We start from the raw sequence: 15,529 nt of genomic DNA on the forward strand, positions 1-15,529 counted from the left end.
GCGAGAGCCGAGCAGCGCCAGCGCCCCGCCGCCCGGCGAGCCGGGCGGGCGTATAGCGTCGACGGAAGGACGAGGAGGCCCCGCGTCGGTCTGCCGGAGGTTTACCGGCTGGGCACCGGGGTACTCGAAGCCGAGCAAAGGTTGCTCGAAAAGCGGAAGGTCGCGTCGGTATGGGGATGCGGTTGTCCGCATCGTGACGCGCTTCCGCATGTCTGCAAGGGATAGGGTCTTGAGCGCAAACCTGATGATCGTGGAAGACGACGACCGGGTCCGTGGTGCGTTGCGGCTCGCTATGGAAGATGAAGGGTACGACGTCGACGAGGCGGAGGAAGCCGAGGACGCGCTCACTCATCTGCGCAGCAATGGTGTTCCCGATGTGATGATCGTCGATCTGATGCTCGGCGGCATGGACGGCTTCGAATGTATCCGCGAGATCCGCCGCGACCATGACGTCCCGATCATCGTGGTCAGTGCTCGCGACGACACCCACGATGTGGTGGCCGCGCTGGAGGCGGGCGCCGACGATTTCGTCACCAAGCCGTTCGAGATCAAGGAGATCACCGCCCGCATGCGCGCGGTGCGCCGCCGGTCCCGGCTTTCCGCCGAACGGGAGACCCCCCAGGAGATGGTGCTCGAGGCCGACGACACGGCTCCGCTCGTCCTCGCTCAGGACAGCGGTGTGGTGCGCCGCGGCGACGAGGAGATCCGGCTCACGCTCACCGAGTTCCGTCTGCTGTGTGAGCTGGCCGAATCACCGGGCCGGGTGCTCAGCCGCACGGTGCTGCTCGAGCGCGTGTGGGACCGCGGATTCTTCGGTGACGAGCGCATCGTCGACGTGCACATGCGCCGGTTGCGCACGAAGATCGAGCGGGATCCGTCCGATCCACGCATCGTGGTGACGGTGCGCGGGCTCGGCTACCGCCTCGATGTGCGGCGCTGAGCGCTGTCTCGACGCCGACCGCTGGAATCCGAACGCTTGGAGCCTGCGCGCCCGGGTGACCGCCGTCTTCGCCACGATCGCCGCGCTGATGTCGCTGGTACTGGTCGTCTCGGTGTTCGTGATCAGCCGCGGCTATCTGGAAGCGCAGCGACCGCACGCGGGCAGCGGATCGCCGGGAGACCTCAACGCCGATCTCGATCTGCTGCGCAATGTGCTGATCGGCTGCGCCGTGGTGGTGACCCTGATCGGCGCGGCGGTCGGCTGGTGGGCGAGCAGGCGAGTGCTGACCCCGCTGCACCAGCTCGCGGGCACCGCCGCGCGGATCGCCTCCGGCGACCTCGACCAGCGGTTGCCCGCCACCGATGACCAGGACCTGGCGATCACCGTCGAGGCGTTCAACACCATGGTGGACTCACTGCAACGGCGCATCGAGCGGGAGCACCGGCTCTTCGGTGATGTCAGCCACGAGCTGCGTACGCCGCTGACCACCTTGATGGCCGGCGTCGACGTGCTCAACCGGCATCGCGGCGATCTGCCGGAACGTTCGCAGCGGGCGCTCGGCCTGGTCACCGCCGAAGTCGAGCATCTGCGCAAGCTGCTGGACGATTTGCTCGCCCTGGCCCGGGTGGAAGCGAGGATGCACCACGGCGACGCCGAGCCTCTGTCGGTGCGCGACCTGCTGGTCCACACCCTGGCAGATCGCCGCTACCCGGGCGAGCTGCTCACGGTGCGCCAAGACGTCACCGTGCGCGGCCGCAAGGTGGAGCTGGAGCGGGCAGTGGCCAACCTGCTGCACAACGCCGACCGGCACGGCGGCGGTGTGGTCGCGGTCACCGTCGACCGCGACGGCACCGAAGCCGTGCTCACCGTCGACGACGCGGGCCCCGGAGTACCGCCGGTGGATCGCAACCGGATATTCGAGCGCTTCGCGACCGCCCGCAGCGGCCGCCGCTCGCCCGACGGGACGGGCATCGGCCTGGCGCTGGTCGCCGAGACGGTCGCCACGCACGGCGGCCGGGTGCAGTGCACCGATCGCCCTGGCGGGGGCGCGCGATTCGTCGTGCGGTTGCCCCGGCTCGGCGACATCCAACCGTAATACGACCGTAAAGAAGTCGACTGGTTCACCTCAAAGTCGCTTCGTAAGCCTGGATAAGTACGGCTGATCGACGAGGGAGTTGTATGTCAGTGCCAACCCTGTCCCCAGCGGAGATCGAACGATCACGCGTCGGCAACGCCGCTGCCGCTCTCGGGGCCACCCCGTCTCGGAAGGACACCGGACCCGCCGTGGTCCTGCGCACGCCCCGCCTGGGCGACGGCGCTCCGATGTGGCGCATCGCGAAGGATTCCGCGGTGCTGGACCTCAATTCGAGCTACGCGTACCTGATGTGGTGCCGCGATTTCGCCGGAACCTCGGTGGTCGCCGAACTGGACGGCCGCGTCGTCGGCTACGTGATCGGCTTCGTCCGTCCGCAGGCGCCGGACACCGTCTTCGTCTGGCAGATCGCGGTGGACCGCTCGCAGCGCGGACGCGGGATCGGCGCCGAGCTACTCCACACATTGCTCAACAGTGTTGCTGCGCAAGGCGTCTCGGTGCTCGAGACGACCATCTCACCAGACAACGCAGGTTCCATCGCCCTGTTCACGTCGGTGGCGGCCGCCCGGGGCGCGGATCTGACCAAGCGCCCCCTGTTCGACGCAGGCGTCTTCCCCGACAGCCATGCACCCGAAGACCTGTATCACATCGCCCCGACCGCCCGCACCACCGAGGAGGATCACCGATGATCAACGCCGACACCACCGTTTTCGAAAGCCTGGAGTCGAACGTGCGCGGTTATTGCCGTGCTTGGCCCACCGTGTTCACCACGGCGAAGGGCAGCTGGCTGCGCGACGAGGAAGGCAAGGAGTACCTGGACTTCTTCGCGGGCGCAGGCGCACTGAACTACGGCCACAACAACGACGTGCTCAAGCGCTCGCTGCTGGACTACATCGCGAGCGACGGGATCACCCATGGCCTGGACATGTCGACCGCGGCCAAGCGTGAGCTACTGGAGACGTTGCGCGACACCCTGTTCACCCCGCGCGGCCTCGACTACAAGGTCCAGTTCCCCGGCCCCACCGGTGCCAACGCGGTCGAGGCCGCGCTCAAGCTCGCGCGCAAGGTGACCGGTCGCGAGACCATCGTCAGCTTCACCAACGCATTCCACGGCATGACCCTCGGCGCGCTGTCGGTGACCGGAAACGCCGCCAAGCGCGCCGGCGCCGGTGTGCCGTTGGTGCACGCCGCGCACATGCCCTACGACGGCTACTTCGACGGCACGACCGCCGACTTCCAGTGGATGGAGAAGGTGCTCGACGACACGTCGTCCGGCTTCGACCGCCCGGCCGCGGTGATCGTGGAGACAGTGCAGGGCGAAGGTGGCGTCAACGTCGCCCGCGCGGAGTGGCTGCGGCACCTCGCAGGCCTGTGCGGGGAGCGGGAGATCCTGCTGATCGTCGACGACGTGCAGATGGGCTGTGGCCGCACCGGACCGTTCTTCTCCTTCGAGATCGCGGGCATCACGCCCGATATCGTCACGCTGTCGAAGTCGATCGGCGGCTACGGCCTGCCGATGGCGCTGGTGCTGTTCAAGCCGGAACTCGACGAGTGGTCGCCCGGTGAGCACAACGGAACGTTCCGCGGCAACAACCCCGCGTTCGTCACCGCGACGACCGCCCTGCGCCACTACTGGTCCGACGACGCCCTCCAGAAGGCGACCGAGGTCAAGGGCGAGAAGATCGCGCGCACCCTCGGTGAACTCGCCGGATACTTCCCCGGTGTCTCGACCCGTGGCCGCGGATTGGTGCAAGGCGTGGTGTTCGACGATCCCTCGCAGGCGGGCAAGGTGTGCCAGATCGCCTTCGAGCGCGGGCTGCTGGTGGAGACCTCCGGTTCCACCGACGAGGTGGTGAAGCTGCTGCCGCCGCTGACGGTCACCGACCAGGAACTCGACCAGGGTTTGCAGATCCTCACCGGCGCCGTCGAGTCGGTGTGCGGCGGAATGGGGGCGATGGCATGATCGTGCGCAGCACCGCCGAGATCACCGGCACCGAGCGTGACGTGGCGGGCGAGGGCTGGCGCAGCAAGCGCATCGTCCTCGGCGGCGACGGCGTCGGCTTCTCCTTCCACGAGACCACCATTGACGCGGGGACGGTGCACGAGTTCCACTATGTGCATCACGTGGAAGCCGTGTGGCTCGTCGAGGGCGAGGGCACGCTGACCGATCTGGACAACGGCGTCACCTACGAGCTCGGACCCGGCTCGATGTACCTGCTCGACGGACACGAGCGGCACCGCTTGGAAGTGCGCACCACGATGCGGATGATGTGCGTGTTCAATCCGCCGGTCACCGGGCAGGAGGTTCACGACAGCAACGGCGTCTACCCGCTGGTCGCCGCGAACATCGGAGGTTGAGAACACCAATGGTTCTGCAGCACACCGAAACCCGGCCCGAGACGGCTCGCTACGATCGCTACCCGACCCGTCTCGGCACGCCCGCTCCGCACCTGGAGCGCGCCGACCCCGCGGTGTGGGGAGAGATCGAGAGCCCGGAACTCGCCTCGTTCGACGCCGACGGGTTCGCCATCATGGACCAGCTGCTCACGCCCGACGAAGTGGCCGACTTCAGCGGCGAGATCAGCAGGCTCGCGAACGACCCGGCCCTGCGTGACGACGACCGGGTCATCGTGGAGAAGTCCTCGAACCGGGTGCGCTCGGTCTTCGAGGTGCACGAGCTGAGCGAGGCGATCGCCGAACTGGTGCGTCAGCCGCGGGTGCTCCGGCTCGCCGAGCAGGTGCTGGGGTCGCCGGTGTACGTGCACCAGAGCCGGGTGAACTACATGCCGGGCTTCCGTGGCACCGGGTTCTACTGGCATTCCGATTTCGAGACCTGGCACGCCGAGGACGGTATGCCTGCGCCGCGTGCGGTGAGTCTGTCGATCGCGCTGACCGACAACTACCCGATCAACGGCAGCCTCATGGTGATGCCGGGCTCGCACCACACCTTCGTGCCGTGCCTGGGCAGCACCCCGGCCGAGCACTATCGGGAGTCGTTGCAGGAGCAGGAGATCGGCGTGCCGACGACCGACGACATCACCGCGCTGGCGAACCGCTACGGAATCAGCCAGTTCACCGGCCGGGCGGGATCGGCACTGCTGTTCGACTCCAATCTCATGCACGGGTCGTCGAACAACATCACGCCGTTCCCGCGATCGAACATCTTCGTGGTGTTCAACAGCGTGCACAACACGCTGGTCGAACCGTTCGCCGCGCCCGCCCCGCGGCCGGGCTACATCGGCAGCCGCGACTTCACGCCGCTGTCGGCCTGAGCCGGAGCAGCCCCGCGCGTGCGGCCCGCCCAACCGCTGGGCGAGCCGCACGCGCGGGGCGTTTCGCACGGCAGCCGCCGACCTCGCGCACCCACGGGTCAGGCAAGACGCCGGATCGCTTCCGGACCCAGGTCCGCGATCGTCGGGTACCCGTCGACCGCCATCAGCAGGTCCGCCTCGGCGAGCAGTGAACACACCACGTGCACGAGGCCGTCGACGCCGCCGATGGCGAGTCCGTACGGGTAGGGACGGCCGATCCCGACGGCCGTCGCACCGAGCGCCAGCGCTTTGACGATGTCGGCGCCGGTGCGGACGCCGGAATCGAAAAGCACGGGCAGACCGTCGGCCGCCGCCGCCACCTCGGGCAGATGCTCGATCGCCGGGATACCGCCGTTGGCTTGCCTGCCGCCGTGGTTCGAGCAGTAGATGCCGTCGACGCCCGCGTCCTTGGCTCGCCGCGCGTCGTCGGGATGACAGATGCCCTTCAGCACGAGCGGCAGCGTCGTCAGCGACCGGAGCCATGCCAGGTCATCCCACGTCAACGCGTTGCCGAAGAGCGAGATCCAGGTCAGGATGGCGGTCTTCGGGTCCTGCTCGGGTGGACTGGACAGCAAGCCGCGGAACACCGGATCGCTGAAGTAGTTGGCCAGGCAGTGTCCCCGCAACTGGGGGAAGTTGGATATCGCCAGATCGCGCGGGCGCCAACCTGGCACCCAGGTGTCCAAGGTGACCACGATGGCCTTGAAACCCGCGGCCTCGGCCCGCTGGACCAGGCTCTGCGCGAGGTCCCGGTTGGTGGGGGTATAGAGCTGGAACATTCCGGGGGTGTCACCGAACTCCGCCGCCACCTGTTCCAGCGGATCCACGGTGAGGGTGGAGGCGACCATCGGGACGCCGGTGCGCGCCGCTGCCTTCGCGGTGGCGATGTCACCGTGCCCGTCCTGGGCGCACAATCCGATCACCCCGACCGGGGCCAGGAAGACCGGCGTCGGCAGCGTCATCCCGAACAGTTCGATCGAGAGGTCTCGCGTCTTGCTCGCGCGCAGCATGCGGGGGACCAGGCCCAGTTTCTCGAAAGCCGCCACGTTGGCACGCTGGGTGCGTTCATCGCCGGCCCCACCCGCCACATACGACCAGACGCCCGGACGTAGCGCCGCCTGGGCCTTCGCTTCCAGCTCGGCGTACGTCATCGGGAAATCGGGCAGCACACCTCCGAGGCCTTGGAAATAGATCTCGTTCTGATAGTCGCCGAAGTTGGTCACGCCGCTCCTGTCCTCGTCTCGATGCATGAATGTATCCGATACGTTCCTGTAGCGACCCTTGGTTCACGCCCGCAGCACCTTGTACAGGATCAGCCAGTGATCGGGGGAGACCAGCCCGACCGGCTGTTCGAGCGAGATCCCGGCTGCCCGGCAGGCGCCGCGCACCGCGCGAGCGGGGAACTCCCGCCGCAGCGACGCCGCCACACTGCCGCCGACCCCCGAGAAACCCAGCTCGACCAGTCTGCGGTACTCACCGATCCGCTCGCGCGGCAGCAGCGGAGCCGGTCGGGTGCGCAACCGCAGGATGGCGGCATCTACCCGCGGAGCCGGATGGAAGCTGTGCCTGCCGACGCGCGCGCCCAGCTCGATCGCCGTCGTCGGCCAGTGGCCGACGGTGAGCTTGGTCCAATGCCCGTAGTCACCGGAGTGCTTGCGGGCGAATTCGAGCTGGGTGAGCAGGGTGGCGGAGGTGAGGCCTCGCGCGGCCAGACACCAGCGCACGATGTCGGTCGTGCTGCCGAACGGCACGTTGGCCACCACCGCGAACGGCTGGCGCGGCGGGCACACCGTGCGGAAATCTCGGTGATACAACCGAATTCGCGGATCGTCGGCGTAGCGGCGGCGCAGCAGTGCCGCGTAGCGTGGATCCTTCTCGTATGCCTGCACCCGGCCGCACGCCTTCAGCAATTGCCTGGTCAGCATGCCGTCGCCGGGTCCGACTTCGAGGACGAGATCCTCGGCGGTGATGCCGGAGGCGCGCACGATCAGCCGGGCGGCGCCGACATCGATGAGGAAATTCTGCGACAGCAGTTTTCGTGTGTTGGAGGGGACGGCCGCGCTGCCGCGGGCACGCGAAAGGGAGCGATGGTGGGACATGGGTGTCCTCCGAACGGAGTGGTCGAATCGGGAAGGTCGATTCGCCCGGACCCATGCCGGGGCACGAAGAACCCGGCGGCCGCTATCGGCCGCCGATGCGGATTCCGCTCGAACGGATCAGGAGATCGGAGCGATACGGTGCGCCGGCAGAGCCCGGGCCTCCGTACGCAGCCGGATGTGATACGCGCCGACCGCGTACGCTCCGTTCACGCCAGGACTGCCACACATGTCCCGCAACGTACGACACCGCGCTTCCAGGTGCCACTTCTTTTCCCGCGAGGTCGCGAGGTGGGCCGGGTGGGATTCAGCGGGATGTCGGCTGACCCACCACGTCCGGGTCTTGCAGCTCGGCGGCGAATCTCCGCCAGGACTTGGCCTCCGCGTGTTTGCCGAGCTGGTCGAGCAGATCGGCGAGTTCGGCGATGGCGCGCGGCTCGCGGCGATCGGCGGCGGTGCGCCACCAGGATTCGGCTCCGACCGGATCGCCGCGCCGTAGTCGCACCATGCCGAGTTCGTATGCGGCGCCGGCGTGCCCGGCCTCCGAGGCCTGCGCCCACAATCCGCACGCCTGGTCTTCCTCGCCCCGGCGGTACATCGCTACACCCAGGTCGTAGAGCGCACCACGATATCCGGGATCGCCGGACCGCCTTGGCTCGCTCGACCGCCGCGGCGCATCGACCGGCGCAGAGTGCTCGGCGAGCCTCGGCAGTCCGTCCGAAGCCGACGCGGCGTCGGGAAGGATGCCGGGCGCGGCGGTCGGCGTACTCGCCGCGGGAGGGGTGCTCGTCACCGGCGGGCCGATCTCCGGGGCCGGTGTATTGGTTGCGGGCGGCGTCGTCCGCGACACCGGTTCGCCGGAAGATTTCGCTACGCCCGGTGCGGGATCCGGCTTCGCAGCGCCGGAACCGGCGAGCGCAGTGTCCGCCGCGGGTTTCGGGTGCGTGCCGACTGGCTCGAATGCGCGAAATGGGGCCGCTGCGGTCCCAGGGTCCGCGACCGGCGAGCTGGAATCGCTGTGTGGCCCTTCCGTCGCCGGTCGAATGGTGGCAGAGCCGGGAGAGGCTTCGGTGGGATGCGGATCTCTCGGCGCAGGCACCGAAGCGGGAGGCGAAATCTCCGCCGGGGACCGGGTGTGGCTGCCGTTGCGGGCGAATGCGTGAAAGGGGTCTGGTGCGCTCCAGGGGTTCGCGACCAGCGGGCTGGATTCGGTGCGCGTCCCGTCGGCCGCGGGGCGAGGGGTGGGCGGGAATTCCGGGGCGGGTGGCGTATTGCCGGTTACCGGGCGTGCCGGGTCTTCGGGCGGATGCGTATGCGCGACCGGGGGGCCGAAGGCGCTGTACGAGTCCGCCGTGGATCTCTCGGTGCGGGGACGGATGTAAAGACCTTGCACGGGTACTTCGGCCTGCGTTTGCGGATTCTGCGGGACGCCATGCGCTTCGGACCGGCTGTCGGCGGCGCGTGGATCGGGACCACTGTGGGCGCTGTCCGTCACGGATTGTCCGGCGAGCGGGCTCGGCGCCGGATGCGGGTTGTCCGGGCTGCTGGAGCCGGAGGCCACGGTCGCGGCCGGATCGGCGACAAGCCACTCGGCAGCCGCGGGTTCGAACGCGGCCGCAGTGGCGTCGATCCGCGGAACCGGCATGGTCGGCGCGGTGGGCGGGCCCGCCGAAGAAGCGGGAAGCGAGGCGGGCGGGCTCATGCCGATCGAAGCCGTCGCCGGTGTGGCGGTCCCCGACGGCTCCGGCGCGACGGGTGTGGGAGCGGTAGAAACTTCCACCACCAGGTTCGCGAAGTTCGGCGGCCCCTCGCCGATGCTGCACCACAAAACGACGCGACCGTTGGGCTGGTGCTCGACAACGATGCCGTAGTTGCCCGCCCAGGACTTCTGTGTGCCGAATTCGTCCACCCAGACCGGTGTCAGGGTCACCAGGGTCACCGGCGCGGCGGGCGTGACGTCGAAGCTCACACCCGCGGCCAGCGCGTCGCTCCACGCGTCGACGCCGGCGAGTGAACGTCCGTGCAGGTCCAGGTAGCCGTCGACGACCGAAAGCCCCATTCCGAGCCCGCGCAGTCCGGCGGGTGGCGCCGCCGAGATCATCGTCAAGGTGACGGTGGTGGGTGCGGGACCGACCTGCTCGGTGTACATCGGGTAGACCATGCTGCCGTGCCAGCGAATCGGGTCCGCGCTCTGGTAGCGCGCGGCCAGCGGCAGCTCTTCGGGCGTATTCCGGGCAGCCCACGACGAATACCGCTCGTTCACTGTCGCGCGCCTGCCTTTCCACCCGATCCCGACCGCCGCCCCCGCGCCGGGCGGCGGGGTATACCGTACTCGCCGCGAACCACGACTGCGTTGCAATCCCTTGGCCGTAGGTAATGCCCCGAGGCTCCACGCTACCGGGGGGTTCGTCTCATTTCCCAATGGTGCGCAACGCGCCAACACTATGCGTCACGCGTCGGCGAAGCGCTCGATCACATCGGCGCCCCGCCTTCCCGGGCGATCGGTCCGCAGCAACCGTCGTCCCCGGAACCGGCGGGGCGGGGTGCGCCATGCGGGCATCGTCTCGCCGGAAGCGCTTCCACGGAACGCCGAACAGTCGACCAAGCGCTTGCTACGCTCGATTGATGATCTCCACGGTGGTCTGGGGGACCGGCAATGTCGGCCGGGCGGCCATCCGGGCCGTCGATGCCCACCCGGCGCTGCGTTTGACCGGGGTGCTCGTGCACGATCCGGCGAAGATAGGCCGGGACGCGGGCGAACTCGGCGGCCTCGGCCATGACCTCGGCGTTCCGGCCACCGACGACGTCGGCGGCGTTCTCGACGCGCACCCGGACGCGGTGGTCTACGCGGCCTCCGGCGATATCCGTCCCGACGACGCGCTCACCGATATCCTGCGCGCACTCCGCGCGGGCGCGGTGGTCGTCACCCCGGCCCTCTACGCCCTCTACGATCCCCGCAACGCACCGCCGGAGATCCGCGACCCGGTGCTGGCCGCGATCGCCGAGGGCGGCGGCTCGCTGTTCGTCTCCGGTATCGACCCCGGTTGGGCCAACGATGTACTGCCCCTGCTGATCAGCGGGCTCGGTAGCACCGTGGAGACGATCCGCTGTCAGGAGATCTTCGACTATTCCACCTACGACCAGCCGGACTCGGTGCGCTACCTGGTCGGCATGGGTCAGCCGATGGACTATCAGCCGCCGATGCTCGCGCCGTCGGTGCCGACCATGGTGTGGGGCGGGCAGATCCGGCTCATGGCACGGGCGCTCGGCGCCGAACTCGACGAGATCCGCGAGACGCTGGACCGGCGTGCCCTGGACGCGACCGTCACCACGACATCCATGGGCGAGTTCGCGGCGGGCACGCAGGGCGCCGTGCGATTCGAAGTCCAGGGCATCGTCGAAGGGCAGCCGCGTCTGATCATCGAGCACGTCACCCGAATCCATCCCTCCTGTGCGCCCGATTGGCCCACCCCGGCCGACGGCGGGGCGGGTGCGCACCGGGTGATCATCGAGGGTCACCCGCGCATCGAGGTGACCGTCGAGGCCACCGACGAAGACGGCAACCGCTCCGCGGGCGGGAACGCCACGGCCGTCGGCCGCCTGGTCGGCGCCATCGACTGGCTGATCGCCGCGCGGCCCGGACTCTACGACGCACTGGACATCCCGCTGCGGCCCGCGGCCGGCAAACTCGGAAGGAAGCAACCATGATCATCGACGTCCCCGAGGGGAAGGATCCGATCGGCTACGTCTGGGGCGAAATGGTTCCCGGCATCGGCGTCGCCGCCTCGAATTTCTCGCTGTCGGTGTACTCGCACAGCACGCTCGGCCTGCGCGAATTCGAGGCCGCGCGGCTGCGCATCGCCCAGATCAACGGATGTCTGTTCTGCATGGACTGGCGCACCGAACGGGACGGCGCCAAAGTCGAGCCGGAATTCGCCGACGCGGTCACGCAGTGGCGCACCACCGACGCCTTCGACGAACGCACCAGGCTCGCCGCCGAATACGCCGAACGCTACGCCACCGACCACCACAATCTCGACGAAGAGTTCTGGAACCGGATGTTCGCCTACTACACCCAGGTGGAAGTGGTGGAACTGAGCATGAGCATCGGCTCATGGCTCGCTTTCGGCCGGCTGAATCGTGTGCTCGGCCTCGATTCGGTCTGCGTGCTGCCCGATCATTCCGCCGGCCGATGAATCGACGCCGGAGAAGCTAAGCCGGGATTCTCGATACCCACGCGGGCTGCCCGTCGACCAAACCCAATTCGAACTCCTCGGGAGCATCCAGCACGGCGCCGAGTTGACGGAGCGCTCGATCCGCCGAGATCTCCGCCGGGAAACGGATGTATTCGAGGGTCGCGCCGGATATCCGGGCTCGGAATCGGTACCGGAATTCGACGTGACCCGCGTAGGTCAGCGCGATGCGGCCCTGCCAGTCGATGTCGTGCCTGCCGTCGGGACGCCGGGTGAAGAACACCTCCTGATCGGCGACCGAGTCGTGCCCGAGCAGATAGATGTTGAACGCCAGGCATTCGACGTCGTCGGCGTGCGCGAGGGGCAGTGGATCGACCGTGAGACGTTGCGGCTGTTCGGATCTCAGCAGGAAAGGACGGCCGGGGGCCGCGGCACGCAGCCCGGTGGCGTCGTCTTCGCCCCAGTACGTGGACGACAGCGTGCAGCTGTGATAGTTCTGCCAGGTGATCGGCGACATCCAGCTCTCGCCGTTGTCCTCGTCGTCAGTGGCGTCGCGTTCGGCGTTGTACGCCGCGGAGCGCAGATGCAGATCGAACCACAGGCTGCCGGCCTGGTCCATGCGGCCGGTCCACGCGAACTCTTCGATCGCGTGCCCTTCCGGCCACGGATTTCCCGGGAACACAATTCTCCCGGCGGGCGAGAAACGCACCAGGTCGGTCCTTTCCATGCCGACACACCCTAGCGACCGAGACCGACAAACTCGACATGCCAGAACCGGGAAGCCGCGCCCTGCCGGGTTCCGCCTCAGGCGTTGGCCGGTGTCTCCTCCTCCGGTCGAGCGGCCGGAGGCTCGTCCACCGTCCGCTTCGGCCCGGTGAACCAGGCCCGGGCCGACGCCAGCCACCAGATGCCGATCGCGCCCACCACGCCCACCAGGGTGATCGGGGCGTAATTCACGGTGCTCCAGGTGAATTCACTGTGCCACGGATACCCGCGCGCGTCGGTGGGCAGGAGGAACAGCACGCTGATCAGCGCGATCCAGATCAGCGCGACCGATCCGACCGGGCGGTACCACGAGCCCAGTTGCCATGGACCGGTGCGAAATCGAGCCCCGTGGCGCTGCCGCAGCAGGATCGGGATGCCGTAGGCGATATAGAGCCCGATGGTCGCGATCGAGGTGGCCGCGGCATACGCGGTCGGTGCGTTCGCCGGGGGCACCAGCATCGAGGGAATCAGCAGCACGAACGCGAAGAACGAGATGAACAGCACGGCGTGCACCGGCACCTTCCGCGGGGAAAGCCTCGACCAGAACTTCGACCCGGGCACCGCGCCGTCGCGGGCGAACGCGAACAGCATCCGGGAGGCGGAGGTCACCGAGGCATATCCGCAGAACAATTGCGCGACCGCCGCGATGATCAGCAGCAGCCCCGACCAGAACCCGCTCAGCGAGTTCTCCAGGATATAGATGACGGGATAACCGCTGTTCTTCTCCGGGTCCAGCGCGTCGCCCAGATCGGGAACGGCGAACGTCACCGCCATGATGAGCAGATATCCGGCGACCGCCGATACGACGATCGTGTTGATGATCCCTTTGGCGGCCATCCGGGAGGCGTCGTGCGTTTCCTCCGACATATGTGCCGAAGCGTCGTAGCCGGTGAACGTGTACTGCGCGTGCAGCAGGCCGAGCAGGAAGCTGAACGCGACCCCGCCGAAGCCGATCGCGCTGTTGTCGACGGTCTCGGTGAAGACCCATCCGGCGCTCTGGTGGTGTTGCGCCCCGAATCCGAGGACGACTACGAAAATCGCGACGCCACCGACGTGCCACCACGCGGACACATTGTTGATCACCGCCGACAGATGCGGCCCGAGCGCGTTCAAGGCCGCGTGCAAGACCAGAATGACGGCGAACACCAGGAAGATCGCGGTGCGGTCGGTGCCGATCTCGATCCCGACGACGTTCAGCACGACGGTGGTGAAGATGGCCGCGCCGTAATCGATCGCCGCGGTGACCGCGATCTGTCCGATCAGGTTGAACCACCCGGTGAACCACCCCCACACCGGTCCGCCCAGTTCGGCGGCCCACCAGTACAGCCCGCCCGAGGTGGGGTAGGCGGAGGCCAATTCCGCCATGGCGAGCCCCACGAACAGCACCATGATCGAGACCAGCGGCCATCCCCAGGACATGGTGATCGGGCCGCCGTTCGCCAAACCGATGCCGTAGCTGGCCAACCCGCCGGTCAGGATGGACACGATGGTGAAGCTGATGGCGAAATTGGAGAAACCCGACCAGGATCTGGCGAGTTCTTGTTTGTAGCCCAGTTCGGCGAGCCGACGTTCGTCGTCGGAAGGGGGTCGGGTGTCGGTCATATCGTGCTCCCGGGTGAAAACGCTGCCCTCATACCGCGTTTGCCAGAAGATCAGTGTGCGGTACCGACCGGTCGACCGCAGGGCAACCAGCGAATTCGCGAAACGGCGGCCCCGGCGCCCGCCCGGGGGCCGCCGAACGTAGCGTGAGGGCCATGAGCGAGCGACTGGTGGTCATCGGCGGTGACGCGACGGGCATGTCGGCGGCCTCGCAGGCACGCCGGATGAAGGACGCGAGCGCGCTGGAGATCGTCGTCTTCGAACGCGGCGGGTTCACCTCGTACTCGGCCTGCGGGATTCCGTACTGGGTCGGCGGACACGTCGCCGAGCGCGACGCCCTGATCGCCCGCACACCCGAGGAACACCGCTCCCGCGAGATCGACCTGCGGCTGTACACCGAGGTGACCGAGATCGACGTCGACGCGGGCCGGGTGCGTTACCGCGACCGGGAGACCGGCGCCGCGGCGTGGATGCCCTACGACCACCTGGTGATCGCCACCGGTGCGCGCCCGGTCCGGCCACCGCTGCCCGGTATCGACGCGCAGGGTGTGCACGGAGTGCAGACCCTCGACGACGGGCAGGCGCTGCTCGGGACGCTGGAGCAAGCCCGCGGTAACCGCGCCGTCGTGGTGGGCGCGGGCTACATCGGCGTGGAGATGGCGGAGGCGCTCATCCGGCGTGGTTACGACGTCACCATGGTCAACCGCGGTCCCGAACCGATGTCCACGCTCGATCCCGACATGGGCGCGCTGGTGCGCGAGGCGATGTGCGGGATGGGCATCAAGGTCGTCGGCGACGCGGAAGTGGCCGGGCTGCGGACCGCCGAGGACGGCCGGGTCGCCGCGGTCGTCACCGATGCCGCGGAATATCCGGCGGACGTCGTGGTGCTGGGCATCGGCGTGCACCCGGAGACCGAACTGGCCCGCGCCGCCGGACTTCCACTGGGGCAGCACGGCGGGCTGCGGACCGATCTCGCCATGCGGGTGCGCGGGCACGAGAACATCTGGGCCGGCGGTGACTGCGTCGAGGTGCTGGATCTGGTCTCGGGCCGGGAACGCCACATTCCGCTCGGCACCCACGCCAACAAACACGGTCAGATCATCGGCGCGAACATCGGCGGGGGATACGCGATCTTTCCCGGCGTCGTGGGCACCGCGGTCAGCAAGGTCTGCGAACTCGAGGTGGCCCGAACGGGCCTGCGCGAGAAGGACGCCCAGGCGGCCGGTCTGCAATACGTGACCGTCACGGTGGAGGCCACCAACCGGGCGGGCTATTACCCGGACGCGGCGCCGATGACGGTGAAGATGCTCGCCGAGCGTTTCACCGGCCGCCTGCTCGGCGCGCAGATCGTGGGTCGCGAGGGCGCGGGCAAACGCGTCGACGTCGCGGCGGTCGCGCTGACCGCCCGGATGACCGTCGAGCAGATGACGATGCTCGACCTCGGCTACGCGCCGCCGTTCTCCCCGGTGTGGGACCCGGTTCTGGTGGCCGCGCGCAAAGCCGTCACCGCCGTGCGCGAGCGCCGGTAGCGC

14 protein-coding genes are annotated in these 15,529 nt (G+C 68.4%); 9 read left to right on the forward strand and 5 right to left on the reverse strand.

Going from position 1 to position 15,529, the window contains the following annotated elements; translation table 11 throughout:
* Positions 1 to 229 precede the first annotated feature (229 nt).
* The 6 genes from ACGF7Y_RS07825 to thpD all read left to right on the forward strand — a co-directional run bounded on the left by ACGF7Y_RS07825 (position 230) and on the right by thpD (position 5,305).
* The gene (locus tag ACGF7Y_RS07825) at positions 230 to 940 is read left to right on the forward strand and encodes a response regulator transcription factor (protein ID WP_040866806.1); all 711 of its coding nucleotides are present in this window, start codon (positions 230 to 232) and stop codon (positions 938 to 940) included.
* The gene (locus ACGF7Y_RS07830) at positions 927 to 2,036 is read left to right on the forward strand and encodes an ATP-binding protein (RefSeq protein WP_393230535.1); all 1,110 of its coding nucleotides are present in this window, start codon (positions 927 to 929) and stop codon (positions 2,034 to 2,036) included. Before ACGF7Y_RS07825 ends, ACGF7Y_RS07830 begins: the two co-directional genes overlap by 14 nt.
* Before the next feature lie 227 nt (positions 2,037 to 2,263).
* A complete protein-coding gene (gene ectA / locus ACGF7Y_RS07835) occupies positions 2,264 to 2,722 on the forward strand; it encodes a diaminobutyrate acetyltransferase (protein ID WP_245548964.1) in 459 nt (152 codons plus the stop codon).
* Complete coding sequence (gene ectB / locus ACGF7Y_RS07840) at positions 2,719 to 3,996, forward strand: diaminobutyrate--2-oxoglutarate transaminase (protein ID WP_357030831.1); 1,278 nt, start codon at positions 2,719 to 2,721, stop codon at positions 3,994 to 3,996. Before ectA ends, ectB begins: the two co-directional genes overlap by 4 nt.
* Positions 3,993 to 4,391 carry an ectoine synthase gene (locus ACGF7Y_RS07845; RefSeq protein WP_393230537.1) on the forward strand — a complete coding sequence of 133 codons (399 nt, stop codon included), beginning with the start codon at positions 3,993 to 3,995 and terminating at the stop codon, positions 4,389 to 4,391. Before ectB ends, ACGF7Y_RS07845 begins: the two co-directional genes overlap by 4 nt.
* A gap of 8 nt (positions 4,392 to 4,399) precedes the next feature.
* On the forward strand, positions 4,400 to 5,305 hold the full coding sequence (gene thpD / locus ACGF7Y_RS07850; RefSeq protein WP_393230539.1) for an ectoine hydroxylase: 906 nt from the start codon (positions 4,400 to 4,402) through the stop codon (positions 5,303 to 5,305).
* A gap of 98 nt (positions 5,306 to 5,403) precedes the next feature.
* On the opposite strand, the gene ACGF7Y_RS07855 is transcribed toward thpD, so the two are convergent.
* From ACGF7Y_RS07855 to ACGF7Y_RS07865, 3 genes are all read right to left on the reverse strand, one after another.
* Positions 5,404 to 6,567, reverse strand: a complete 1,164-nt coding sequence (locus ACGF7Y_RS07855) for a lactate 2-monooxygenase (RefSeq protein ID WP_393230541.1) — start codon at positions 6,565 to 6,567, stop codon at positions 5,404 to 5,406.
* A gap of 63 nt (positions 6,568 to 6,630) precedes the next feature.
* Positions 6,631 to 7,443: a 23S ribosomal RNA methyltransferase Erm gene (erm, locus tag ACGF7Y_RS07860; RefSeq protein WP_393230543.1), complete on the reverse strand. Its 813-nt coding sequence runs from the start codon at positions 7,441 to 7,443 to the stop codon at positions 6,631 to 6,633.
* Positions 7,444 to 7,747: 304 nt separating this feature from the next.
* Positions 7,748 to 9,703 (reverse strand): hypothetical protein, encoded by a 1,956-nt coding sequence (locus ACGF7Y_RS07865; RefSeq protein WP_393230544.1) that lies wholly within the window; start codon positions 9,701 to 9,703, stop codon positions 7,748 to 7,750.
* 362 nt (positions 9,704 to 10,065) lie between these two features.
* Between ACGF7Y_RS07865 and ACGF7Y_RS07870 the strand changes: the two genes are divergently transcribed.
* A complete protein-coding gene (locus ACGF7Y_RS07870) occupies positions 10,066 to 11,148 on the forward strand; it encodes a dihydrodipicolinate reductase (protein WP_393230546.1) in 1,083 nt (360 codons plus the stop codon).
* The gene (locus tag ACGF7Y_RS07875; protein WP_393230548.1) at positions 11,145 to 11,636 is read left to right on the forward strand and encodes a carboxymuconolactone decarboxylase family protein; all 492 of its coding nucleotides are present in this window, start codon (positions 11,145 to 11,147) and stop codon (positions 11,634 to 11,636) included. Before ACGF7Y_RS07870 ends, ACGF7Y_RS07875 begins: the two co-directional genes overlap by 4 nt.
* A gap of 16 nt (positions 11,637 to 11,652) precedes the next feature.
* Here ACGF7Y_RS07875 and ACGF7Y_RS07880 read toward each other — a convergent pair whose 3' ends face one another.
* Together ACGF7Y_RS07880 and ACGF7Y_RS07885 are read right to left on the reverse strand one after the other, a co-directional pair.
* Positions 11,653 to 12,360, reverse strand: coding sequence for a hypothetical protein (locus ACGF7Y_RS07880; RefSeq protein WP_051175207.1), 708 nt, complete (start codon positions 12,358 to 12,360; stop codon positions 11,653 to 11,655).
* Between the two features lie 77 nt (positions 12,361 to 12,437).
* Entirely contained in the window at positions 12,438 to 14,000 is a 1,563-nt protein-coding gene (locus tag ACGF7Y_RS07885) for an amino acid permease (protein WP_393230550.1), read from the reverse strand.
* Positions 14,001 to 14,152: 152 nt separating this feature from the next.
* Between ACGF7Y_RS07885 and ACGF7Y_RS07890 the strand changes: the two genes are divergently transcribed.
* On the forward strand, positions 14,153 to 15,526 hold the full coding sequence (locus ACGF7Y_RS07890; RefSeq protein ID WP_393230552.1) for an FAD-dependent oxidoreductase: 1,374 nt from the start codon (positions 14,153 to 14,155) through the stop codon (positions 15,524 to 15,526).
* Positions 15,527 to 15,529: the final 3 nt, after the last annotated feature.

The organism is Nocardia sp. NPDC047654, from assembly GCF_043205035.1.
GTDB lineage: Bacteria > Actinomycetota > Actinomycetes > Mycobacteriales > Mycobacteriaceae > Nocardia.

Excerpts from the sequence above, each read along its gene's own strand:
- ACGF7Y_RS07830 (WP_393230535.1), top strand. The coding sequence starts at position 927 with ATGTGCGGCGCTGAGCGCTGTCTCGACGCCGACCGCTGGAATCCGAAC.
- ectA (WP_245548964.1), top strand. The coding sequence starts at position 2,264 with ATGTGGCGCATCGCGAAGGATTCCGCGGTGCTGGACCTCAATTCGAGC.
- ectB (WP_357030831.1), top strand. The coding sequence starts at position 2,719 with ATGATCAACGCCGACACCACCGTTTTCGAAAGCCTGGAGTCGAACGTG.
- ACGF7Y_RS07845 (WP_393230537.1), top strand. The coding sequence starts at position 3,993 with ATGATCGTGCGCAGCACCGCCGAGATCACCGGCACCGAGCGTGACGTG.
- thpD (WP_393230539.1), top strand. The coding sequence starts at position 4,400 with ATGGTTCTGCAGCACACCGAAACCCGGCCCGAGACGGCTCGCTACGAT.
- erm (WP_393230543.1), bottom strand. The coding sequence starts at position 7,443 with ATGTCCCACCATCGCTCCCTTTCGCGTGCCCGCGGCAGCGCGGCCGTC.
- ACGF7Y_RS07870 (WP_393230546.1), top strand. The coding sequence starts at position 10,066 with ATGATCTCCACGGTGGTCTGGGGGACCGGCAATGTCGGCCGGGCGGCC.
- ACGF7Y_RS07875 (WP_393230548.1), top strand. The coding sequence starts at position 11,145 with ATGATCATCGACGTCCCCGAGGGGAAGGATCCGATCGGCTACGTCTGG.
- ACGF7Y_RS07880 (WP_051175207.1), bottom strand. The coding sequence starts at position 12,360 with ATGGAAAGGACCGACCTGGTGCGTTTCTCGCCCGCCGGGAGAATTGTG.
- ACGF7Y_RS07885 (WP_393230550.1), bottom strand. The coding sequence starts at position 14,000 with ATGACCGACACCCGACCCCCTTCCGACGACGAACGTCGGCTCGCCGAA.
- ACGF7Y_RS07890 (WP_393230552.1), top strand. The coding sequence starts at position 14,153 with ATGAGCGAGCGACTGGTGGTCATCGGCGGTGACGCGACGGGCATGTCG.